Origin of the sequence: Demequina mangrovi (assembly GCF_000759715.1) — a bacterium.
Taxonomy (GTDB): domain Bacteria; phylum Actinomycetota; class Actinomycetes; order Actinomycetales; family Demequinaceae; genus Demequina; species Demequina mangrovi.
In genome coordinates, this window is the sequence record NZ_BBLU01000004.1 from 179,182 (window position 1) to 201,429 (window position 22,248).

Genomic DNA, 22,248 nt, shown 5'->3' on the forward strand with positions numbered 1-22,248 from the left:
CGCGGGACGGTCAGTACTGCGCGGGCTGCGCTGCGCCACCGGTACTGACCGTCCCGCGAGCGGGCCCCCGCGGCCCGGGACCGGTACTGAGCGTCCCGAGCCGGGGGGCGACGCGTTGGCGCGTCAGGTCAGACGCGCACCCGCTTCGGGCTCGCGACCAGGGTCGGCACGCTGTCGGTGGCGGGAACGGGCTCGAGGCGGGCGAACAGCCTGTCGAACACGTTGACGCGGTCGAACTGCATCGCGTGCTCGCGCGCACGATGCTGCCACCACTCGCGGTCCGCCTCGTCCATCCCGCCCGCGCACACGTTGAGCGCGACGGTGAGCGCCGACGGGTCACCCGACGGCACCACCACGGCGGTGTCGCCCACGGCCTCGAGGATCCCTCCGGTGTCGCACGTGATCACCGGGCCGCCGCCCGCGAGCATCTTCTCGACGAGCGCGATCCCGAAGGTCTCCGTGAACTCGGGAGCGGGCTTCGACGGCAGCGCGTACGCGGTGCAGGCCGCCATGAGGTGCGGCTTCTCCTCGTCGCCCACGTCCTGGAGGAAGATGATCCTGTCCTTCGCCGCGGTGCGCTTCGCGACCCGCTGGAAGTACGGGAGGTCGGGTCCGCGACCCGCGATCACCAGGGTCTGGCCCTCGCAGCCCTCGGCGGCCGCGAAACCGCGGATGAGGTCGTCGACGCCCTTGGCCTTCTGGAGCCGGGAGAGGTACAGCACGTACTCCCCGCGCCGCAGCCCGCGCGCCGCGAGGACCCTCTCGGTCTCCGCCGCGTCGAGGTCGAGGTACGCCGAGGTGTCGATCGCCGGGTAGGAGATCTCGACGCGGGACTCGCACTGCGCCGCGAAGGCGGTGCCGTACATCGCGTCGAGCTCCGCGGCGGACTCCACGATCACACGCTTGGTGTAGTCCGACACCGCGACGCAGAGGTCCTGCGAGAGGTAGGTCGACAGCACGGCGGCGGCCGCGCCGAACTCGCCGTGGTCCACCGCCGAGCGGACCACGTCCGTGATGTCCGAGCCCACCGCCTCCGCGATGGTGGTGACGTTGACCGGCAGCCCGGTCGAGCGGGCGATGCGCAGCGCATCGGCCACCGCCGTGGTGTGCGGGTGGAGGTACAGCGACATCGCGACCGTGGGGACGCCGTCCGTGAAGAGCTCCACCAGGCGCCCGGTCATGCCGGCGAGGTAGCGGCCGTCGGGGATCTTGTATCCGCCCACGGGCCCCGGGCGCTCGACGGTGATGCCGGGGGAGTAGGGAAGGACGGTGTCGAGGGGCTTCAAGGGAAGCCCGGTCTCCTCGAGGCGTTCGAGCGGCCAGGTGACGATCCTGACATCGTCGAAGCCTCGGGTGAGCGCGACCTCGGCCAGGTTGCGCGCCTCTCCGCTGTGCCCGCAGATGACGGGATCGGCCCTGACGATGATGACGAGCCTGCGGTTGACCTCGGTGTTCATGACACCTCCTTCACGGGAGCAGCCCCACGGTGGGGCGAGGGGTGGACGGGGGGCGGTGGGACCGTCCCCATTCGCTCGGAGCGTCCCCGAGCACGTAGCGCAGCTCTCCGCCCAGGTGAAGCTCGGAGCCGCTGATCCAGGAGGACTCGACGGGGGAGCCGTCGAGTGTGACGGACCGGACGTACTGGACCGGTCCGCCCGGCCGAGGCTCGATGAAGCCCTCGGTCACGATGCGGAGCTCGCCGCGCGCCATGCGCATCGTCGCTGAGGCGAAGGCGGGCGGGTGGAGCAGGAACACGTTCTGTCCTGCGACGGGGAACAGGCCCAAGGAGGCCCAGACGTACCACGACGATAACCCGCCGGAGTCGTCGTTGCCAGGGAGACCTCCGCGGCCCGGCCCGAACATCTGGTGGACGATGCCGTGGACCACCTCGGCGGTCCGGTCGGGACGGCCGGCGTAGTGGTACGCCCAGGGCGCCTCCATGTCGGGCTCGTTGTTGAGGCCCTCGAAGCGGCCGAGCGAGTAGCCGGCGACCATCTCGGCCGCGGACGGCCGCTCGCCGGGCTGGGTGACCGGCTCCGCGCCGTAGCCGAAGAACGCGTCGAGAAGCCCGACGAAGGCCTCGTCGCCGCCCGCCATCTCGATCCGCGCGGCCATGTCGTGCAGCAGGCGGAACGAGTAGTTGTAGCGGGTGCCCTCGTAGTACGTCGACTCCTTGAGCAGGCCTGTCGCCGGGTCGAAGGCGTTGCGCCACCGTGAGGCCAGCTCGACGTTCTCGTTGAGCTGCGTGCGGTCGCCGAGGAGCTCCGCGACCACGCCCGTGCACCAGTAGCCGTACGCGAGGTCGAGGGTGTGGCTCATCGGCTGCGCGTGGCCCTGGAGCAGGAACTCCTCGCCGTACGCGCGGCGCAGGTCGGTCTGCATGTGGACCAGCGCCCAGTCCCAGTCGATGTCGTGCATGCCCAGGTGCGCGAGGTCCGCGAGCAGGGTGTGCACCAGCGCGCTGCCCTGCCGGCTGAAGCGGTCCGAGCCGCGCGCCATGCGGTAGCCGATCGGGAGGTTGCCCTCCTGCTCCGCGATGGTGAGCATCGCGTTGGCGAACTCGACGGCACGGTCGGGCAGCAGCGCGGTGAGCAGCGGCAGCTGCGTCCGGTAGATGTCCCACATGGTGGAGACGTCGAAGACGAACGGCCCCTTCTGGCGCCAGAACGGGCTCTCGTCGGGGGCGAAGCACGGCTTGATGAGCGAGTGGTAGAGCGCGCTCGCGAACACCTGGCGGCGGTCGTCGTCCTCGGTCTCGACCGTGACGGCGTGCAGCAGGCTGCGCCACGTCTCGCGCGTGCCGGCGAGGCGGGTCGCGAACGAGCCGAGCTCGCCGAGGTCGGCTCGCAGGTTCTTCTTCGCCTGCTCGACGCCCCGCAGCGAGAAGCCGATGCGCAGCTCGATCACCTTGCCGGGTGCCGCGACTCCCTTCCACATGAGGCCGAAGGGGCGCAGGGTGCTGGGGCGGATCGAGTCGAGGTCGAGGCGCGTGCCCGCGGGCATGAGCCTGCTGTCGTACCAGAGCATCTGGCGCCAGTCGTCGGCGTCGCACTCGATGTAGACCGCGAGCGGCACGCCCTCGACCACGATCTCGCCCTGGACCACGCCCGGCTCGACCGACTCGAGCGTGGCGCGCAGCGGCAGCGTCGCGCCGTAGGGGATCTCGAGGCCGCCGAGCGAGAAGTCGACCACCAGCCGCGCCGACGGGTGCTCGGGGAACGTGTACCGGTGCACCACCGACTTGGGGCCCGCGGCGAGCTCGGCCTCGATGCCGTTCTCCATGACCGCGTGGTAGTAGCCGGGGTGCGCCTCCTCGTCGACGATCTCCCAGGCACGGTCGAGCTCGTCGAGCGGCTCGAGCATCGGGGTGACGCGGAAGTAGTTGTAGTACTTGCGGATCGCGCCGGTACCGGACTGCTGGAAGTGCGTGAAGCCGGAGGCGACGGGCTTGTCGTGGAGGGCCGTGGGGCGGCCCTCGGTCGAGAGGTCGTAGAGGCCGTAGCCGGTGGGGTAGGCGCCCGAGTACGCGCAGGCGGACACCATCCCGAGGGGGTAGCAGGCGCCGGGGTGGGTGTTGCCGACCTGAGGCTTGGGCCACCACCAGGTTGCGGCGATGCCGCTGGGCTCGGGCAGCGCGGTGGCCTCGGTCCCGATGAACGGATCGACGTCGTCGTACACGGCGGCACCTCCCTTCCCGAAGCCTGCTCCTGACGAGCGGGGGATGCACGTCGGCGAGCATCCTTGGGGAGACCGTAGGCGGGTCGCGTGTCGCGTCCATTGCGCAAATGTGACGGACTCTTTAACTTTCCCCGCGAACTTGCCCGGGACGATGCGGGCGAAGGTGTACGTCGGGGCCGGGAAGTGGTGCTAATCTATTCAGGCACTCAGGGGCTGTGGCGCAGTTGGTAGCGCGTCTCGTTCGCAATGAGAAGGTCAGGGGTTCGATTCCCCTCAGCTCCACCACCACGAAGGGCTCGCCGTCAGGCGGGCCCTTTCGCATTGCCCGGAGGGGCGGCCCGGGAGGACGCCGCGCAGGCGGCTAGATGAGCGCGGATGCGAGCGCCTCGAGCGTCTCCGTGGTCCCCGCATCGATCTTGACGTCGGCGCGCCGGTCACCCTTGGTGGCGCCTCGGTTGACGATCACGATCGCAGCGCTGCGGCGATGGGCGCGCTCCACGAGCCGCAGCCCCGAGTTCACCGCCAGCGAGGAGCCGGCGACCAGCAGGACCTCGGCCTCGTCGACGATGCGCTCGGCTGTCCGGGTCCGCGCGGCGGGCACAAGCTCTCCGAAGAAGACGACGTCGGGCTTCAAGACGCCGCCGCACGCGGTGCAGTCGGGCACCGTGAGGCCCTCCCACGACTCCGGCATCACGTCGCCGTCCGGCCCCAGCCGCACCGCACCCGGGAGCGCCAGGGCCGGGTTGTCGCTCTCGAGCCGCGCTGCGACCTCGTCGCGGGAGAAGCGGGTGCGACATGCCAGGCACGACACGCCGCGCATGTCGCCGTGCAGCTCCACCACGTGACGCGAGCCGGCGCGGAGGTGGAGGCCGTCCACGTTCTGCGTGACGAGGCCGGTGACCGCTCCCGCGTCCTCGAGCGCGGCGAGCGCGTGGTGTCCCGCGTTCGGGCGCGTGGTGGAGAAGGTCCTCCAGCCCAGGTGCGAGCCGACCCAGTAGCGCCGCCGCCGCGCCTCGTCGCTCACGAACTCCTGGAAGGTCATGGGCGTGCGTCGAGGAGAGGTCGCGCCGCGATAGTCGGGTATGCCCGAGTCCGTCGACAGGCCGGCGCCGGTGAGGACCGCGATCGTGCGTCCCGCGAGCAGCTCGAGCGCTCGGGAGATTGCGGTCGCGGCGAGCTCGGGTGTCCTGGGTTCTGCTGCGGTCACGCGGCTCCTCCTCCCGGCATGTCGCGCGGGCCTCCGCTCATGATGGTCGCACGCCCGCCGTGGGTAGGCTCATCCCCACGATGAGCGAGCACCGCGCGCGGCGCCCCTGGGAGGGCATCACCCTCACCGAGGACTTCGAGCGCGCCCTGGAGATCCTTCACGGCGGCGGGCACCTGTTCCTCACGGGGCGGGCGGGCACGGGAAAGTCCACGCTCATCCGGCACTTCCTCGCGACCACCGACCGCACGGCGGTGACCGTCGCCCCCACCGGCATCGCCGCCCTCAACGTCGACGGTTACACCATCCACCGCCTGTTCTCCTTCCCCATGGGGGTGAACGAGGACCTGGTGCGCGGCTCCGGCTACTACCCCGGGCGCTTCGCGAGCACGCTGGCCGGGCTCGACACGCTCATCGTCGACGAGGCCTCGATGGTGCGCGCGGACCTCTTCGACGCGCTGGTCGCCGCGCTCGAGCGCTTCGGTCCGCAGCCGGGCGAGCCCCTCGGAGGGGTGCAGCTGGTGCTCGTGGGCGACCTGCACCAGCTCCCGCCCGTGGTCCGCGACGACGAGGTCGACTTCTTCGACGAGCGCTACGGCACCCCGTACTTCTTCTCCGCACGCCGCTTCGACCGCGACACGTTCCCGGTGGTCGAGCTCACCACCGTCTTCCGCCAGGTGGGGGACACGCAGCTGGTCGACATCCTCAACGCGGTGCGCGACGGCGCGCTCCTCGAGGGCGCGCGGGCGGCGCTCAACGCGCGAACCCATCCGGGCTTCGAGCCTCCGCACGACGAGTTCTGGCTCACGCTCGCCACCACCAACCGCATCGTCGGCGCGCGCAACCGTCGCGAGCTCGAACGGCTGCCCAGCCCGCTGCTCTCGTACCAGGCGCGGCTCACGGGCGACACGGACGGCTTCGAGCTGCCCGCGGAGTCGAGCCTCGACCTCGCCGTAGGCGCGCAGGTGATGCTGCTCAACAACGACCCGGCCGACCGCTGGGTCAACGGCACGCTCGGCCGGATCCTGCTGCTCCAGCGCGACGAGGACGGGCCGGTCGCCACCGTGCTGCTGCGCGACGGCCGGCAGGTCCGGGTGCGCGCCTACACCTGGGAGATCACGCGCCCCGTGGTCGCGGGCGGGAGCCTGCAGCGTGAGGTGGTCGGGACCTTCACCCAGCTGCCCATGAAGCTCGCCTGGGCCATCACCATCCACAAGGCTCAGGGCCAGACGCTCGATCGCGTGGTGGTCGACCTCACCGGAGGCACGTTCGCCAACGGACAGCTGTACGTGGCGCTCAGCCGCTGCACGTCGCTCGAGGGCCTGGTGCTGCGGCGCGACGTGCTGCCGCGCGACCTCAAGACCGACGGCCGCATCCGTCGCTTCCTCGCCGTGTCTCGCACGGGCGCAGGGGACGATGCGAGAGCAGGGCACGTGTACATGGCCGCGCTGACGGTGGGCACGGCGGGGGACAGGTACCGCCCCCGTCCCGTCGAGATCGCGGTGGTGACGGATGAGGGCGACGAGGCCACCACCGTGATCAACCCCACGAGCGACCTGTACGAGGCGCAGACCCAGTTCGGTCTCACCACGCGCGACGTCCAGCTCGCGCCGGTGCTCGCGGAGGCGTGGGCGTGCCTGTCGCCGCTGCTCGCGGGACGCGTGCCGGTCGGCGTCGGCATCGATCGCACGCTCGGGTGGATCGACTTCGAGCTCAAGCGCAACGGGGTGGTCGAGCCCATGGCGCTCGGGGTCGAGCTGCCGCTGCATGCGTTCGACGCGGGTCAGCGTGCCGGGCTCGCCGCGCCGACCGCGCTCGAACGGGCGCGGGCGCTGCGGGACGCGGGGGAGGGGTGGCTCGACCGTGGCGGGGACGATGCGCTCGAGGCGGGCACCCCGTTCGCCGACTGGCCTCGCGGTCACGGATTCCTGCAGGCGCGGGTGGTCGATGCACGGGAGGACGGCCACGGCTTCGTGGTCGGCGGCAACCTCTCCGCCGAGGACGACCCGAGCGCGGTGCTCGCCGCCCTGCTCGTTCGCGCGTGGGGGCGCGTGATCGACAGGGACGCCGCCGCGCTCGACCGGATCCGCGCCGCCGAGCGGCACTTCGGGGTCGAGGTGCTGCCGGCCGACCTCGAGCTCGACGGCCCGGTCGAGGCATCGGAGGTGCTCGTGCCCGGCGCGCGCGTGTGCTTCACCGGCACGGTGGTCGCCGCCGGGAGGGGCGTGGTGGACCGTGAGCGCATGATGAGGCTCGCGGAGGAGGCCGGGCTGGTGCCCGTGCCGACCGTCACCAAGACGCGCACCGACGTGCTGGTGGTCGCGGCGCGAGGGACGCAGTCGGGCAAGGCGCGCAAGGCGCTCGAGTGGGGTAAGCCCGTGATCGCGGCGGAGGACTTCCTCGCGTGGGTGGAGGCGGGCGCCTGACCCTCATCGTCGTCCCGCTCCGGGAGGCGCCGGGCCTGGTCGCCGGCCGGTACCGCGTGCGACGATGCAGCCGTGAGACGCGACGTGACCAGCTCCCTGACCCTCGACGCCGAGGGCCCGGCGCGCCTGGTGCTCGCCATCGCCGTGGCGGACGGCCTCGCAGCGGAGGAGACGCTCGCGATCACGCAGGACGGGGTGCCCCTCGAGGTCGCCGAGCTCTCCGACGCGCACGGTACCCGGCTGCATGAGGTCGACGTGACGGCCGGTCGCGTCGAGGTGCGCTACTCGGCGCGCGTCGAGGGCCGCGGCGAGCCGGCGCCCGTCGACGAGCTCGACGATGTCCGCTACCGACGTCCCAGCCGCTACTGCGAGTCCGACACGCTGGCGGCGGTGGCCGCTGCAGAGTTCGCTGGTCTGGGCATGGACGATCTGCTCCCGGCGGTCTCGAGCTGGGTGGGGACGCAGCTCGCGTACGACGGCAGCTCGACGGACCCCACCGGCGGCGCGGTGGCGACGCTCCTCTCGCGCCGAGGCGTGTGCCGCGACTTCGCCCACCTCGTGGTCGCCCTGCTGCGCGCGCTCGGTGTGCCCGCGCGGGTCGTGGCGGTCTACGCGCCCGGGCTCGAGCCCATGGACTTCCACGCGGTCGCGGAGGCCCTGGTCGAGGGTCGCTGGCTCGTGGTCGATGCGACGACGCTCGCGCCGCGCGCCTCGCTCGTGCGCATCGCGACGGGCCGGGACGCCGCAGACACCGCATTCCTCACCACGATCGGCGAGGCGGTCCGGATGGTCCGGATGGAGGTCACCGCGACGGCCGACGCGCTGCCCGACGAGGACGTGCGGACGCCCGTCGCGCTTGGCTGACGCGCCGCGACCGGCTGCCGCCGGCGCGAGAACGCGTCGCGGAGCCCGTCGTCTAGCTCCTGCCGCGCCGCGCGGATGCTACGTCCCCGCGCATGTCGCCCGTGTTTCGGGTCGACCCCCAATGTCACACGGATGTCACATGTGTGTCCGTTCCGTTAACAGTGGCCCGGACCTTCCCTGCGTCCGTGGCGCTTCTCGTGCGGGCTCCGACGCCCAAGAATCGATGGCATGGACGAATCTCGATCCGGCGCCGACGCCGGATGCACGGCCTCACGCCGCAGGTTCCGTCCCTGTGCCGTCCCCACCGTCCGACGAAGGAGCTCCACATGACAGAGACCGTCACGATCCTCACCGCGAAGCTGGTGCGCACCATGGACGATGCCGTCCCCACGGGCACCGGCGTCGCCATCCGCGGCGGCCGCATCCTCGCGGTCGGCACGCCCGAGGTCCTCGCGCAGACCTACCCGGACGCCGAGACCGACGACCGCTACGCCGACAAGGTGCTCACGCCCGGCTTCGTCGAGGCGCACGCCCACATGGGCGGTCTCGACTCCCCGTACTTCGTCGGCTACTTCCCCCGCACCTCGCCCGACGGCACGCCGCTGCCCGGCGCGCAAAGCTTCCAGGGTGTCCTCGACGCGCTCAAGGCCTGGGACGCCGACCTGCCCGAGGGCGCGCCGCTCATGGCCAGCGGCTTCGACACGCTGTTCTTCCCGGGCGAGGTGCTCGACCGCCACGCGCTCGACTCGGTGAGCGCGACCCGCCGGATCCTCGTGATCCACGCGAGCGGCCACGTCGCGACGGCCAGCACCGCGATGCTCGAGGCCGCCGGCTACGACGCCTCGACCGAGATCGAGGGCGTCGTCAAGGCCGAGGACGGCTTCCCGACCGGTGAGCTCCACGAGCTCGCGGCGATGATGCCGTTCATGAGCCTCGCGGGGCTCGACCTCAGCAAGGGGCTGACCAACGAGAAGGGCATGTACAACTACGCCGCGGACGCCCGGAACCACGGCTGCACCACCGCGACCGACCTCGCGAGCTTCGACGTGGTCCGCCCCGGCGGGCTGGACCTGCTCGCCGAGGTGACCGGCCGCGAGGACTTCTCGCTCCGCCTGGTTCCCGCGACGCTGGGCGCGATGACCAAGTCGGCCGAGGAGGCCGAGCAGATGGCGGGCCTCCTCTCCTCGCTCCAGGCACGCGCGACCGACAAGCTCCACCTCGGCTCGGTCAAGCTCATGCTCGACGGCTCGATCCAGCAGTACACCGCGAAGCTCCAGGAGCCGGGCTACGTCTGCGGGCACGATCACAGCATCTGGAACACGGACGCCGAGACCTTCCGCGCGCAGCTCAGCGCTTTCCACAAGGCCGGCCTCAAGGTGCACGTGCACTGCAACGGCGACGAGGCGACCGAGGTCTTCCTCGACACGATGGAGTCGGTGCTCGCCGAGAGCCCGCGCTGGAACCACCGCCACAGCGTCGAGCACAGCCAGCTCACCACCCGCGCGCAGTACAAGCGCATGGCCGAGCTCGGGATGTGCGCCAACATCTTCTCCAACCACATCTGGTACTGGGGCGACCAGCACATCGACCTCACCGTCGGCACCGACCGCGTGCAGCGCATGAACGCGGCGCGCACCGCCCTCGACGCGGGCGTCACCATCGGCCTCCACAGCGACTCCGGCGTGACGCCCCTCGACCCGCTGGCGACCGCCTCGTACGCGGCCGAGCGCCGCACCCCGACCGGCCGCTCGTGGGGCGACGCCGAGAAGATCTCGGTCAAGGAGGCGCTCGAGGCGATCACCATCGGCCCCGCCTACCTGCTCAAGCTCGACCACCTGGTCGGCTCGATCGTCCCCGGCAAGTTCGCCGACTTCGCGGTCCTGGACCGCGACCCGTTCGAGGTCGCCGAGCCCAAGGAGCTGCGCGACATCACCGTGTTCGGCACCGTCGTCGGCGGCGCCCACTTCCCGTCCCCGGTCCTCGCGGCCGCCTGATCCCTCACTCGCAAGGAGCTCACCATGCCCATCCCCGAGAACCCCGCGGGTCAGGAGACCTACCGGCTCGACCGCGCGCACGTCTTCCACTCGTGGTCCGCGCAGAAGGCGCTCGACCCCATGGTCATCACCGGCGGCGAAGGGTCCTATCTGTTCGACGCCGACGGCAAGCGCTACCTCGACTTCTCGTCGCAGCTGGTCTACACCAACGTGGGCCATCAGCACCCCAAGGTCGTCAAGGCGATCCAGGACCAGGCCGCGACGCTCGCGACCATCGCCCCGGCGCACGCCAACGACAAGCGCTCGAAGGCGGCCAAGCTGATCACCGATGTGGCCCCCGAGGGCATGAACAAGGTGTTCTTCACCAACGGCGGGGCCGAGTCGATCGAGAACGCGATCCGCATGGCGCGCCTGCACACCGGCCGCACCAAGGTGATGAGCCAGTACCGCTCGTACCACGGCGCGACCCACACGGCGATCCAGGCGACGGGCGACCCGCGTCGCTGGGCCAACGAGTTCGTGCCCGCCGGCACGGTCCACTTCTTCGGGCCCTTCCTCTACCGTTCGGCCTTCAACGCGACCACCGCGCAGGAGGAGTGCGACCGGGCGCTCGAGCACCTCGAGCAGATGATCACCTTCGAGGGGCCCGGCACCATCGCGGCCATCGTCCTCGAGACGGTGCCGGGCACGTCGGGCGTCATGCCGCCGCCCGAGGGCTACCTCGCCGGCGTGCGGGAGCTGTGCGACCGCTTCGGCATCGTGATGATCTGCGACGAGGTCATGGCCGGCTTCGGGCGCACCGGCGCCTGGTTCGCGGTGGACCACTACGGCATCACCCCGGACCTCATCACCTTCGCGAAGGGCGTCAACTCGGGCTACGTGCCCATGGGCGGCGTCATCATCCGCGATGAGATCGCGGCGACGTTCGACGAGCGCGCCTTCCCTGGCGGCCTCACCTACTCGGGTCACCCGCTCGCCGCGGCGGCCGCGGTCGCGACCATCGAGGCGATGCACGAGGAGGGCGTGGTGGAGAACGCCGCCCGCATCGGAGCCGAGGTCTTCGGACCCGAGCTCCGCGCGATGCAGGAGCGCCACCCGTCGATCGGCGAGGTCCGCGGGCTCGGCGTGTTCTGGGCGCTCGACCTGGTCAAGGACCGTGCGACCAAGGAGGAGCTCGCGCCCTACGGCGGTGCCGCACCCGCGGTGACCGGGGTGCTCGGCGCGGCGAAGAAGGCCGGGCTGCTGCTCTTCAACCAGTACCACCGCATCCACATCGTCCCGCCGTGCAACATCAGCGACGCCGAGGCCCGCGAGGGTCTCGCGATCCTCGACGAGGCGCTCGAGGTCGCCGATGCCGCCTACGAGGGTGCGCGCGAGCCCGCCCTGGTCGGCTGACGCCCACACCCCGAGAGGAATGAACTCCATGGGAATGAAGAAGACCGCAGCCGGAGGCGCAGTCGGCCTCCTCGTCGCCACCGAGGTGGGTAGCGGCCTGGTCCAGGGCTGGTACGGCCCGCTGCTCACGGACCTCGGCGAGAGGTACGGCGCGAGCGCCGCGATGCTCAACCTCGTCGCCGTCGCCTACCTGCTGTCCTCCGTCGTGTTCGTGCCGCTGCTGACGAAGCTCGGCGACAAGCATGGCCACAAGAAGCTGCTGCTGGTCGCTGTCGCGATCACCGCCGTCGGCTCCCTGCTGGTGGCCTTCGCGCCCAGCTTCGGCGTGCTGCTGTTCGGGCGCGTGCTGCAGGGCGCCCTCGTGGCCTTCCTGCCGCTCGAGTTCGCGATCGTGCGCCAGCGCTCGCCCGAGAAGGTCGACCGCAGCATCGGCGCGCTCATCGCGTCGCTCGCGATCGGTGCCGTGGTCGGCGCCGTCGGCGCCGGGGTCCTCGTGTCCGCGGCGGGCCTGACCGCCGCTCTGGTGGTGCCCGGGATCTACTTCGCCGTGTGCTTCGTGCTCATCGCGGTGTTCGTGCCGGAGACCGAGACGTCGGGCACGGGCAGCATCGACTGGGCAGGCATCGGCCTGCTCGGCGTGGGCGTCGCCTCCGTGCTCGGCGGCATCTCGCTCGGTGGTCAGATCGGCTGGGCGAACCCCGTGATCTGGGCGCTGGTCGTCGTCGGCATCGGCGTGCTCGCCGCCTTCGTCGTCGTCGAGCAGCGCGTCGCCGAGCCGTTCATCGACTTCGACGTCCTCCTGCGCGGAGGCATCGGCCTGCCGATCGTCATCGGCCTGGTCTTCAGCTCGCAGTCGCTCGGAGCCGCCTCGCTGTCCGCCCTCTACGTCCGCGTGGACCCCGAGGTCCACGGCTTCGGGCTCGGTCTCGACGCGGCCCAGGCCGGCATGACGCTGTCCGCCATGGCCCTCGCAGGGTTCCTCGGATCGCTGTTCGGCGCGCGGTTCGTCGGGCGGTGGGGCTACCGCCCCACGATGGTCGTGGGATCGCTGTCCTCGGGTCTCGGATACCTGATGATGATCCTCGTGCCGGGGTCCGTCGGCCTGTTCACCGTGTGGCTCGTGCTCGGCGGCATCGGCATCGGCGTCATGACCGCGGTCCTGCCCGCGATCGTGGTGAAGCGTGCGAATCCCGACGCCGTGGCCGTCGTCTCGGGCCTGTACAACACCCTGCGCACCGCGATGGGAGCCGCGGCGGGCGCCGCGTTCACCGCCGTCATGGCGGCCTTCCTGGTCGAGGGCACGGGCACCGGCGACACGGCCGGGGTCACGTCCTTCACCGGCTACGCCATGGTGTGGGGCTGCGCAGTGGTGCTGTCGCTCGTCTCCGTGGCGCTGATCCTGCGACTGCCGAAGGACGCTGCTCCATCGACGCCTGCCGTGGACGATGCGGCGGAGACCGCGGAGGAGCCCGAGCCCGAGCTCGTCTGACCTGCACCCGCGACAGCGGGGGTCGCACCGGCATCCGGTGCGGCCCCCGCTTTCTTGCGTCCGCCCGCCCCGCCTCTGCCCGCCCCGCCCCGCCCCGTCAGTGCGGACGGATCTCGAGAGGCCGCGCCGGCCGCGGGCCCCCCTCAGGGTCGTTCCCACGGCGTGTCGAGGCGAACTCCGTCCGCACTGTCCCGGGGCGGTGGGGCATATGCGACACCGTGTGTCGTCGGTGTTAACGCTGGCACCCCCGCCGTGACACATGCGACACGCAGGTGTCGTGTCGGTTAACGGTGGCCCGGACCTTCCCCCGGTCCGTGGCGCTTACCCGCGGGACCGCGTCCGACCAGGATCGATGTCGTCACAGAAGTCGACAACGAACCGAGGAGGTGACCGTGGCGAAGTATCTGGCCAAGCGGCTCGGGTCGGCGCTGCTCGTGCTCTTCGCGCTCTCCCTGCTGTCCTTCGGGATGGTGCGGATGATGCCCGGCGACCCCGCGCTGCAGTACCTGAACATCGACAACCCGGATCCGAACCAGCTCGCCGAGGTCCGCGCCGAGCTCGGCCTCGACCGCCCCTGGACCACGCAGTACCTCGAGTGGGCGGGCGGGATCCTCACCGGCGACTTCGGCTCGTCGATGACCAAGTCCCAGGAGATCGGGACGATGCTCGGGGACCGCTTCCCGGTCTCGCTGCAGCTCGCGATCATCGCCGTGATCGTCGGCCTCGTCATCGGCCTCCCCAGCGGCGTGGTCTCCGCGGTCCGCCAGGGCACGCCGCTCGACGCCGTGATCCGCGGAGGCTCGTTCCTCGCGCTGTCGGTACCGGCCTTCGCGATCGGCGCGGTGGTCATCATGGTCAACGCGCTCACGCTGAAGCTCCCTCTCATCGGCTACACGCCGTGGGCGCAGGACCCGCTCGGGTCGATCCTGTCGCTCCTGGTGCCGGCGCTCGTGCTGTCGCTCGCCATGTCCGCGGTGATCTCGCGCTACTCGCGCGGCACCGTGCTCGACACCCTCTCCCAGGACTACATCCGCACGGCCCGCTCCAAGGGCGTGCCCACCGGGCGCATCGTCCGCGGCCACGCGCTGCGCAACGCGCTCATCCCCGTCACCACGGTGGTCGGCATCCAGCTGGCCGCGCTCATCGGCGGCACCGTCGTGATCGAGAGCATCTTCACCATCCCCGGCATGGGCTCGATGCTCATCGAGGCGATCAACAGCTCCGACTACCCGACCATCCAGGCCTGCGTGCTGGTGCTCGGCGCGTGCTTCGTGATCATCAACCTCGTCGTCGACCTGCTCTACCCCGTCATCGACCCCCGGGTGCGTGCCTCATGATCAAGCTGAAGAAGAACGGCGCCCTCATCGGCGGAGCCGCGATCCTCGCTCTCCTCACCGTGTACGCGCTCCTCGGCCCGCTCGTCGGCGGCTACGACCCCAACCTCACCACCGGCGGCCCGTTCGAGGGCCCGTCGGGGGAGCACTGGCTCGGCACCGACAACATCGGCCGCGACAACTTCGTCCGCCTCGCCATCGCGACGCGGTACGCGATCGTGATCTCGCTGGTGTCCTCGGTCATCTCGATGGTGATCGGCACCGCGATCGGTCTGATCGCCGGCTACGCGGGAGGACGCCTCGACAACCTGCTCATGCGCGGCACCGAGATCATCATGGCGATCCCGGCGATCCTGTTCGCGCTGGTGATCCGCGTCATCATCGGCCCCGGCTTCATCCCGCTCATCATCGCGATGGCGATCATCGGAGCGCCGGGCTTCGCCCGCATCATGCGCTCGCCGATCCTGGTGCTGCGCGACCGCGACTTCGTGGTCGCCGCGGAGATCGCGGGCGTGCGCAAGCCGTTCATCGCGCTGAGCCACCTGCTGCCCAACGCGACGACGCCGATGCTGGTGAACTTCGCCTCGACCGCCTCGCTCGCGGTGCTCATCGAGTCGAGCCTCAGCTTCCTGGGCCAGGGCGTGCAGGCGCCCGACCCGAGCGCGGGCCGCATGATCTCCGAGTCCATGCGCTACATGCAGCTCGATCCGCTGCTCATCGTGCTCCCCGCGATCCTCATCACGCTGCTCACCGTGGCGTGGAACCTGCTGGCCGACGGCGTCCAGCTCGCGCTGTCCCCGAAGGCCGGCAACCTCGCGGTGCCGACCCGTGGGCGGCGGCGCAGGAACAGGACGTCCGGCGCGGCTGGCAGTGCCGCCGCCGGCACGACGGTGGTGGCGGGCGAGGGACCCGTGCCCGCCGACACCCCCCAGGACGACGCGACCCCGGCCCGGGTCTGACCCGCCGCGCATCGTCCACCCATCCAAGGAGGAGACCCAGCCATGAGGACCATCACCCGAGGGATCGCCGCCACGGCCGCCGTGGCCGTGCTCGGCCTGACGCTCGCCGCGTGCGCGAGCGCCGGCGAGGACACCGGCGCCGCCGAGTCGTCCGAGCCGCTGCCCGCGGTCGAGGGCGGCGCGCTCGTCTACGCGAGCGACGTCCAGCCGCTCGCCGGCGGGCTCGACCCGTACGTCGCGCAGGCCTTCGCGAACTCGAACGCGCTCGTCCAGATCTACGAGCCCCTGCTCGCCAAGGACGCCGACGGCACCGTGATCCCGTGGCTCGCCGAGTCGTGGGAGCAGGTCGACGACCTCACCTACACGTTCACCCTCCGCGAGGGTGTCACCTTCTCCGACGGCACCCCGCTGACCGTGGAGGACGTGGTCTTCTCGCTCGAGCAGATCCGCGCGTCGTCCGCCGGCGCGAGCTACTTCCCCACGGTGGACCAGATCACCGCGGTCGACGACGCGACGGTGCAGGTCACCACGTTCGTCCCCGACGCCACGATCCTCAACATCCTGTCCTACCGCGGCATGGTGATCGTCAACCAGGCCTGGTACGAGGCTGCGACGGAGGAGGAGCGCCAGACCACCGCGCTCGGCACCGGGCCGTTCGTGCTCGACGAGTGGCAGGACCAGGTCTCGATGACCTTCACCGCCAACGAGGCCTACTGGGGCGAGGGCCCCGAGGTCGACACGCTCGAGTTCGACTTCATCGGCGACGAGAACGCGCGTGCCGCGCAGCTGCGCCAGGGCTCGGGCACCGACATGGCGTGGTTCCGCGACCCGATCCAGGTCCAGTCGCTCGAGTCCGAGGGCTACACCGTCGGTGAGAACGCCGAGACCCGCTCGCTCACCATGTACGTCAACGCCTCCGACGGCCCGCTCGCGGACGTCAAGGTGCGCCAGGCCGTCTCGAAGGCCATGGACCGCCAGGCGCTGATCGACTTCGCGATGGGCGGCATGGCCGAGCCCAGCCTCGTGGTCCCGGTCGGCGACCCGTGGGGCATCGCGCCCGACGAGTCGACCCCGAACTACGCGCACGACGTCGAGGGCGCCAAGGCGCTGCTCGCCGAGGCCGGCCAGGAGAGCCCGACCATCACGCTGACCTACGCGTCGGACGCGGCCTTCGCGCTCGACGTGCCGATGGTCGAGGTCCTCAAGCAGCAGCTCGCCGAGGCGGGCATCACGCTCGAGCTCGTGGGCAAGCCCTGGACCGAGGTGCTGCAGTCGTACATCGGCGGCACCTGGACCGACCTGGTGCTCGTGCCCGGCGTGTACATGCCGGACCCGTCGGCGTACTTCGCCACCGTGCTCACCCCCGGCCTGCCGATGGTGACGACGGTCGACGAGACCTCGCCCGAGGTCGCGCTGTACATGCAGCTCCGCTCGACCTTCGACGAGGCCGAGCGCGCCGAGGTCCTCGCGCAGCTCGAGACCGCCGTCGCGGAGAACGTGAACGTGCTCGTCGCGTACACCGGCCCGCAGCGCTACGAGGTCTGGGGCGACACGGTCACCGGCTACGAGGTCGACCCGTACACCTACCGTGAGGGCCTCGCCACCACGGCGAAGACCTCCTGAGAACGTCCTGGCGGGCGGGGCACCGTCCCCCCGAGCCGCCCCGCCCGCCAGGACCCCCCACCACCCGCACCGAGAACGAGGAGGACGCCATGACCGCGACGATCGCCACCACCGACGCGCTCGCCGTCGAGGACCTCACCATCAGCTACGGCGACGGCACGCCGGTCGTCTCCGGCGTCGACCTGCGGGTCGGACCCGGCGAGATCCTCGGCGTCATCGGCGAGTCCGGCTGCGGCAAGTCGAGCATCGGCTTCGCGGTGCTCGGCCTCCTGCCGGCCGTGGCCCGGGTCGACGCCGCGCGGCTCGACGTGGGCTCGCGCCCCATGGGCGACGCCGACGAGGACGACTGGAACCAGGTGCGCGGACGCGTCGCCTCGATGGTGTTCCAGGAGCCGATGTCCGCCCTCAACCCGTGCATGCGGGTGGGCGCCCAGATCGCCGAGGTGCTGCTGGTCCACGGCCTCGCCGACAAGAAGGCCGCGCACGCGAGGGCCCTCGAGCTGCTGAGGCTCGTCCAGGTGCCCGAGCCCGAGCTGCGCGCCAAGCAGTTCCCGCACCAGATGTCCGGCGGAATGCGCCAGCGCATCGTCATCGCGATGGCGCTCGCCGCCAACCCCCAGCTGCTCGTCGCCGACGAGCCCACCACCGCGCTCGACGTCACCGTCCAGGCGCAGATCCTCGACCTGCTCGACCGGATGCGGCGCGAGACAGGCGCAGGAGTGCTGCTCATCAGCCACGACCTCGGCGTCATCGCGCAGACGTGCGACCGGGTGGTCGTCATGTACGCGGGCGAGATCGTCGAGGAGGGCGAGCCGGGCGAGGTGCTCGCGAACCCCTCGCACTCCTACACCGCGGCGCTCGTCGCGTCGATCCCCACCACCTCGAGCGCGCCGCGCGAGGACCTGCCGATGATCGCCGGAGGCGTCCGCGACTCGGACCGTGCGACCGCAGGCTGCCGCTTCGCCGCACGATGCGCCTTCGCGACCGAGGGCTGCGCCTCGCCGCAGACGCTCGTCGAGGTGGCGCCGGCGCACACGGCCCGCTGCTGGCGCAGCACCGAGCTCGATCTCACCACCCGCACGGAGGCGACCGCATGACCCTCACGGACCTCGAGCCCACGCAGCGCCCCGAGGGCGCGAGCGACGCGCTCATGATGCTCAACGGCATCCGCCAGGAGTTCCCCGCGGCGGGTGGCCGCACGGTCCACGCGCTCGACGGCGTCACCCTCGAGGTGCAGCGAGGCGAGACCCTCGGGATCGTCGGCGAGTCCGGCTGCGGCAAGTCGACGCTGGCCCGCGCCGCGCTGCTGCTGCGCAAGCCCACCGCGGGAGAGATCCGCTTCGGCGGCCAGGACGCGCTCGCGATGCGCGGCGGCAGGCTCCGCGCACATCGCCGCCGCGCGCAGATGGTCTTCCAGGACCCCAACGACTCGCTCGACCCGCGCTACAAGGTCCTGCGCTCCGTCATGGAGCCGCTGCTCGCGGCCGGCGTGCCGCGCAAGGAGGCCAAGGACAAGGCCCTCGCCGCGCTCGAGGCTGTGGGCGCGCCCGACGGTGCCGCCGACCGCTTCCCGCACGAGTTCTCGGGCGGCCAGCGCCAGCGCATCGCGATCGCCCGTGCGATCGCGACCGAGCCCGAGCTGGTGGTCCTCGACGAGCCGACCTCCGCGCTCGACGTCTCGATCCAGGCGCAGATCCTCAACCTGCTCCTCGAGCTGCAGGAGAGCAAGAAGCTCACCTACATGTTCATCTCGCACAACCTCGCGGTGATCCGCCACCTGTCGCACCGCGTCGCGGTGATGTACCTCGGTCGCATCGTCGAGGTGGGCCCCGCGTCGCAGGTGCTCGCGGACCCGCTGCACCCGTACACGGCGGCGCTGCTGTCCGCGGTGCCGGACCCGGACGCCGGCAAGCGCGAGCGCATCATCCTCCAGGGCGACCCGCCCAGCCCCACGCAGCGCGTCCCCGGCTGCGCCTTCGCGAGCCGCTGCTGGCTCGCGACCGAGCAGTGCCGCACCGAGGCCCCGCCGCTCGTCCGCACGGACGCCGCAGCCGACTCCACGGGCGGCCACCTGGTCGCCTGCCACCGTCCCGGCGAGGGCCAGGAGGCGCTGCGCCTCGGCCTCACCCCCGCATCGTCCACCACCGTCTGATCCAAGGAGTCACCATGACCGACACCGTCACCATCCTCACCGCGAAGCTCGTCCGCACGCTCGACGACGCCGTGCCGACCGGGACCGCGATCGCGGTCCGCGGCGACAAGATCCTCGCGGTCAGCGACGTCGACCAGCTGCTGTCCGCCTACCCCGGCGCCGAGGTCGACGACCGCTACGCTGACCAGGTGCTCGCGCCCGGCTTCGTCGAGGCGCACTCGCACATGGGCGCCGGCATGGACAGCCCGTTCTACCTGGGCTACTTCCCCCGCATGACCCCGGACGGCGTCCCGCTGCACGGCGCGCAGTCCTGGGAGGGTGTCCTCGACGCGCTCAAGGCATGGGACGCCGAGCTGCCCGAGGGCGAGATCCTCAACGCGCGCGGACTCGACATGCTCTTCCACCCGGGCGAGACGCTCGACCGCCACGCTCTCGACTCGGTGAGCGCGACCCGTGGGATCTACGTCATCCACGCGAGCGGCCACGTCGCCACCGCCAACTCGGTGCTGCTGGAGAAGGCGGGCTACGGCGCGGACACCGAGATCGAGGGTGTCGTCAAGGGCGAGGACGGCCTGCCGACCGGCGAGCTCCAGGAGATGGGCGCGATGATGCCGGTGATGGCGGCGCTCGGCATGGACTTCAGCAAGGGCATGACCAGCGAGAAGGGCATGTACGACTTCGCCGCCGATGCCCGCAACCACGGCTGCACCACCGCGACCGACCTCGCGAGCTTCGACGCGGTCCGCCCCGGCGGCCTGGGTCTGCTCACCGAGGTGACCTCGCGCGAGGACTTCTCCCTCCGCCTGGTCCCCGCGACCTTCGGCGGCATGACCAAGTCGGCCGAGGAGGCCGAGGGCATGGCCGCGCTGGTGAAGTCCATCCAGGGCAAGGGCAACTCCAAGCTCCACCTCGGCACCGTCAAGCTCATGCTCGACGGCTCGATCCAGCAGCACACCGCCAAGCTTCAGGACCCGGGCTACGTCTGCGGACACGACGACGGCATCTGGAACACGGACGCCGAGACCTTCCGCGCCCAGGTGAGCGCGTTCCACAAGGCGGGCCTCAACATCCACGTGCACTGCAACGGGGACGAGGCGACCGAGGTCTTCTGCGACGCCGTCGAGGAGGTCCTCGCCGAGGCCCCGCGCTGGAACCACCGCCACACCGTCACCCACTCGCAGCTCACCACCCGCGCGCAGTACAAGCGCATGGCGGAGCTCGGGATGGGCGCCAACATCTTCTCGAACCACATCTGGTACTGGGGCGACCAGCACATCGACCTGACCGTGGGCCAGGACCGCGTGCAGCGCATGAACGCGGCGCGCACCGCGCTGGACTCGGGCGTGAAGATCGCGCTGCACTGCGACACCCCGGTGACGCCGCTCGACCCGCTGGCGACCGCCTCGTACGCGGCCGAGCGCCGCACCCCGACCGGCCGCTCGTGGGGCGACGCCGAGAAGATCTCGGTCAAGGAGGCGCTCGAGGCGATCACCATCGGCCCCGCCTACCTGCTCAAGCTCGACCACCTCGTCGGCTCGATCGTCCCCGGCAAGTTCGCCGACTTCGCGGTGCTGGACCGCGACCCCTTCGAGGTCGCCGAGCCCAAGGAGCTGCGCGACATCACCGTCCTCGGCACCGTCGTCGGCGGCGTCCACTTCGAGGCGCCCGTCGCGGCGACCGTCTGACCCGTCCAGGAAGGAGCAGTCATGCCTATCCCCAACGATGCCGCGGGCCGCGAGGCCTACGAGCTCGACCGTGCGCACGTGTTCCACTCGTGGTCGGCGCAGAAGGCCCTCGAGCCGATGGTGATCGCCGGCGGCGAGGGGTCCTACCTCTGGGACGCCGACGGCAAGCGCTACCTCGACTTCTCGTCGCAGCTGGTCTACACGAACGTGGGACACCAGCACCCGAAGGTGGTGAAGGCGATCCAGGAGCAGGCCGCGACGCTTGCGACCATCGCCCCGGCGCACGCCAACGACAAGCGCTCCAAGGCCGCGAAGCTCATCACCGACCTCGCGCCCGAGGGCATGAACAAGGTGTTCTTCACCAACGGCGGTGCCGAGTCGATCGAGAACGCGATCCGCATGGCGCGCCTGCACACCGGCCGCACCAAGGTGATGTCGCAGTACCGCAGCTACCACGGCTCCACGGCGACCGCCATCCAGGTGACCGGCGACCCGCGCCGATTCCCCAACGAGTTCGTGCCCGCCGGCACGGTCCACTTCTTCGGGCCGTTCCTCTACCGCAGCGTCTTCAACGCCACCACGGAGCAGGAGGAGTGCGACCGGGCGCTCGAGCACCTCGAGCAGATGATCACCTTCGAGGGGCCGGGCACCATCGCGTCCATCGTCCTCGAGACGGTGCCGGGCACGTCGGGCATCATGCCGCCGCCGCCCGGCTACCTCGCGGGCGTCCGCGAGCTGTGCGACCGCTTCGGCATCGTGATGATCTGCGACGAGGTCATGGCGGGCTTCGGCCGCACGGGCGCCTGGTTCGCGATCGACCACTACGGCATCACCCCGGACCTCATCACGTTCGCGAAGGGCGTGAACTCCGGCTACGTGCCCATGGGCGGCGTCATCATCCGCGATGAGATCGCGGCGACGTTCGACGAGCGCGCCTTCCCGGGCGGGCTGACGTACTCCGGTCACCCGCTCGCCGCGGCGGCCGCGGTCGCGACGATCGAGGCGATGCACGAGGAGCAGGTGGTCGAGAACGCCGCACGCCTGGGCGCCGAGGTGTTCGGGCCTGCTCTGCGTGAGATGGCCCAGCGTCACCCGTCCGTGGGCGACGTCCGCGGCCTCGGCGTGTTCTGGGCGCTCGACCTGGTCAAGGACCGCGAGACCAAGGAGCCGCTGGCGCCGTACGGTGGCGCCGCACCCGCGGTGACCGGCGTGCTCGGCGCGGCGAAGGAGGCGGGGCTGCTGCTGTTCAACCAGTTCCACCGCATCCACCTGTGCCCGCCGTGCAACCTCTCCGACGAGGAGGCCCGTGAGGGCCTCGCGATCCTCGACGAGGCGCTGTCGGTGGCCGATGCGGCCTACGAGGGCGTGCGCGAGGTCGTCGCGGCGTAACGCCTCACGCGAAGGGGGTCGGCGAAGCGCCGGCCCCCTTCGTCATGTCCCGCCCC

15 protein-coding genes and 1 tRNA gene are annotated in these 22,248 nt (G+C 71.2%); 13 read left to right on the forward strand and 3 right to left on the reverse strand.

Going from position 1 to position 22,248, the window contains the following annotated elements:
* Positions 1-128 precede the first annotated feature (128 nt).
* Positions 129-1,457, reverse strand: a complete 1,329-nt coding sequence (locus TR42_RS05420) for a glycosyltransferase (RefSeq protein ID WP_042213741.1) — start codon at positions 1,455-1,457, stop codon at positions 129-131.
* Between the two features lie 10 nt (positions 1,458-1,467).
* Entirely contained in the window at positions 1,468-3,678 is a 2,211-nt protein-coding gene (locus TR42_RS05425) for a glycoside hydrolase domain-containing protein (protein WP_042213742.1), read from the reverse strand.
* A 209-nt stretch (positions 3,679-3,887) separates the two neighbouring features.
* Here TR42_RS05425 and TR42_RS05430 point away from each other — a divergent pair.
* Positions 3,888-3,963, forward strand: a tRNA-Ala gene (locus tag TR42_RS05430).
* Between the two features lie 76 nt (positions 3,964-4,039).
* On the opposite strand, the gene TR42_RS05435 is transcribed toward TR42_RS05430, so the two are convergent.
* Positions 4,040-4,885: a Sir2 family NAD-dependent protein deacetylase gene (locus TR42_RS05435; RefSeq protein ID WP_042213744.1), complete on the reverse strand. Its 846-nt coding sequence runs from the start codon at positions 4,883-4,885 to the stop codon at positions 4,040-4,042.
* A gap of 80 nt (positions 4,886-4,965) precedes the next feature.
* Between TR42_RS05435 and TR42_RS05440 the strand changes: the two genes are divergently transcribed.
* The 12 genes from TR42_RS05440 (at position 4,966) to TR42_RS05495 (ending at position 22,192) form a co-directional block, all read left to right on the forward strand.
* Complete coding sequence (locus TR42_RS05440) at positions 4,966-7,308, forward strand: AAA family ATPase (RefSeq protein WP_042213746.1); 2,343 nt, start codon at positions 4,966-4,968, stop codon at positions 7,306-7,308.
* Between the two features lie 72 nt (positions 7,309-7,380).
* Positions 7,381-8,172, forward strand: coding sequence for a transglutaminase-like domain-containing protein (locus tag TR42_RS05445; protein ID WP_042213748.1), 792 nt, complete (start codon positions 7,381-7,383; stop codon positions 8,170-8,172).
* Between the two features lie 326 nt (positions 8,173-8,498).
* Complete coding sequence (locus TR42_RS05450; protein WP_042213750.1) at positions 8,499-10,166, forward strand: amidohydrolase; 1,668 nt, start codon at positions 8,499-8,501, stop codon at positions 10,164-10,166.
* Positions 10,167-10,190: 24 nt separating this feature from the next.
* Entirely contained in the window at positions 10,191-11,561 is a 1,371-nt protein-coding gene (locus tag TR42_RS05455; RefSeq protein ID WP_042213751.1) for an aspartate aminotransferase family protein, read from the forward strand.
* A 28-nt stretch (positions 11,562-11,589) separates the two neighbouring features.
* Complete coding sequence (locus tag TR42_RS05460) at positions 11,590-13,050, forward strand: MFS transporter (protein ID WP_161786625.1); 1,461 nt, start codon at positions 11,590-11,592, stop codon at positions 13,048-13,050.
* A 392-nt stretch (positions 13,051-13,442) separates the two neighbouring features.
* The gene (locus TR42_RS05465; RefSeq protein WP_042213889.1) at positions 13,443-14,387 is read left to right on the forward strand and encodes an ABC transporter permease; all 945 of its coding nucleotides are present in this window, start codon (positions 13,443-13,445) and stop codon (positions 14,385-14,387) included.
* Positions 14,384-15,343 carry an ABC transporter permease gene (locus tag TR42_RS05470; RefSeq protein WP_052405646.1) on the forward strand — a complete coding sequence of 320 codons (960 nt, stop codon included), beginning with the start codon at positions 14,384-14,386 and terminating at the stop codon, positions 15,341-15,343. Before TR42_RS05465 ends, TR42_RS05470 begins: the two co-directional genes overlap by 4 nt.
* 42 nt (positions 15,344-15,385) lie before the next feature.
* Positions 15,386-16,966: an ABC transporter substrate-binding protein gene (locus tag TR42_RS05475; protein ID WP_042213753.1), complete on the forward strand. Its 1,581-nt coding sequence runs from the start codon at positions 15,386-15,388 to the stop codon at positions 16,964-16,966.
* 89 nt (positions 16,967-17,055) lie between these two features.
* Complete coding sequence (locus tag TR42_RS05480; RefSeq protein ID WP_042213755.1) at positions 17,056-18,063, forward strand: ABC transporter ATP-binding protein; 1,008 nt, start codon at positions 17,056-17,058, stop codon at positions 18,061-18,063.
* Positions 18,060-19,118, forward strand: a complete 1,059-nt coding sequence (locus tag TR42_RS05485) for an ABC transporter ATP-binding protein (RefSeq protein WP_042213757.1) — start codon at positions 18,060-18,062, stop codon at positions 19,116-19,118. Before TR42_RS05480 ends, TR42_RS05485 begins: the two co-directional genes overlap by 4 nt.
* A 14-nt stretch (positions 19,119-19,132) precedes the next feature.
* Positions 19,133-20,803, forward strand: a complete 1,671-nt coding sequence (locus TR42_RS05490; RefSeq protein ID WP_042213759.1) for an amidohydrolase — start codon at positions 19,133-19,135, stop codon at positions 20,801-20,803.
* Positions 20,804-20,824: 21 nt separating this feature from the next.
* A complete protein-coding gene (locus tag TR42_RS05495) occupies positions 20,825-22,192 on the forward strand; it encodes an aspartate aminotransferase family protein (protein ID WP_042213761.1) in 1,368 nt (455 codons plus the stop codon).
* The last annotated feature ends 56 nt before the right edge of the window (positions 22,193-22,248 follow it).

Coding starts and splice junctions, on each gene's coding strand:
- TR42_RS05420 (WP_042213741.1), bottom strand. CDS start 1,457: ATGAACACCGAGGTCAACCGCAGGCTCGTCATCATCGTCAGGGCCGAT.
- TR42_RS05455 (WP_042213751.1), top strand. CDS start 10,191: ATGCCCATCCCCGAGAACCCCGCGGGTCAGGAGACCTACCGGCTCGAC.
- TR42_RS05475 (WP_042213753.1), top strand. CDS start 15,386: ATGAGGACCATCACCCGAGGGATCGCCGCCACGGCCGCCGTGGCCGTG.
- TR42_RS05460 (WP_161786625.1), top strand. CDS start 11,590: ATGGGAATGAAGAAGACCGCAGCCGGAGGCGCAGTCGGCCTCCTCGTC.
- TR42_RS05480 (WP_042213755.1), top strand. CDS start 17,056: ATGACCGCGACGATCGCCACCACCGACGCGCTCGCCGTCGAGGACCTC.
- TR42_RS05470 (WP_052405646.1), top strand. CDS start 14,384: ATGATCAAGCTGAAGAAGAACGGCGCCCTCATCGGCGGAGCCGCGATC.
- TR42_RS05450 (WP_042213750.1), top strand. CDS start 8,499: ATGACAGAGACCGTCACGATCCTCACCGCGAAGCTGGTGCGCACCATG.
- TR42_RS05440 (WP_042213746.1), top strand. CDS start 4,966: ATGAGCGAGCACCGCGCGCGGCGCCCCTGGGAGGGCATCACCCTCACC.
- TR42_RS05490 (WP_042213759.1), top strand. CDS start 19,133: ATGACCGACACCGTCACCATCCTCACCGCGAAGCTCGTCCGCACGCTC.
- TR42_RS05495 (WP_042213761.1), top strand. CDS start 20,825: ATGCCTATCCCCAACGATGCCGCGGGCCGCGAGGCCTACGAGCTCGAC.
- TR42_RS05485 (WP_042213757.1), top strand. CDS start 18,060: ATGACCCTCACGGACCTCGAGCCCACGCAGCGCCCCGAGGGCGCGAGC.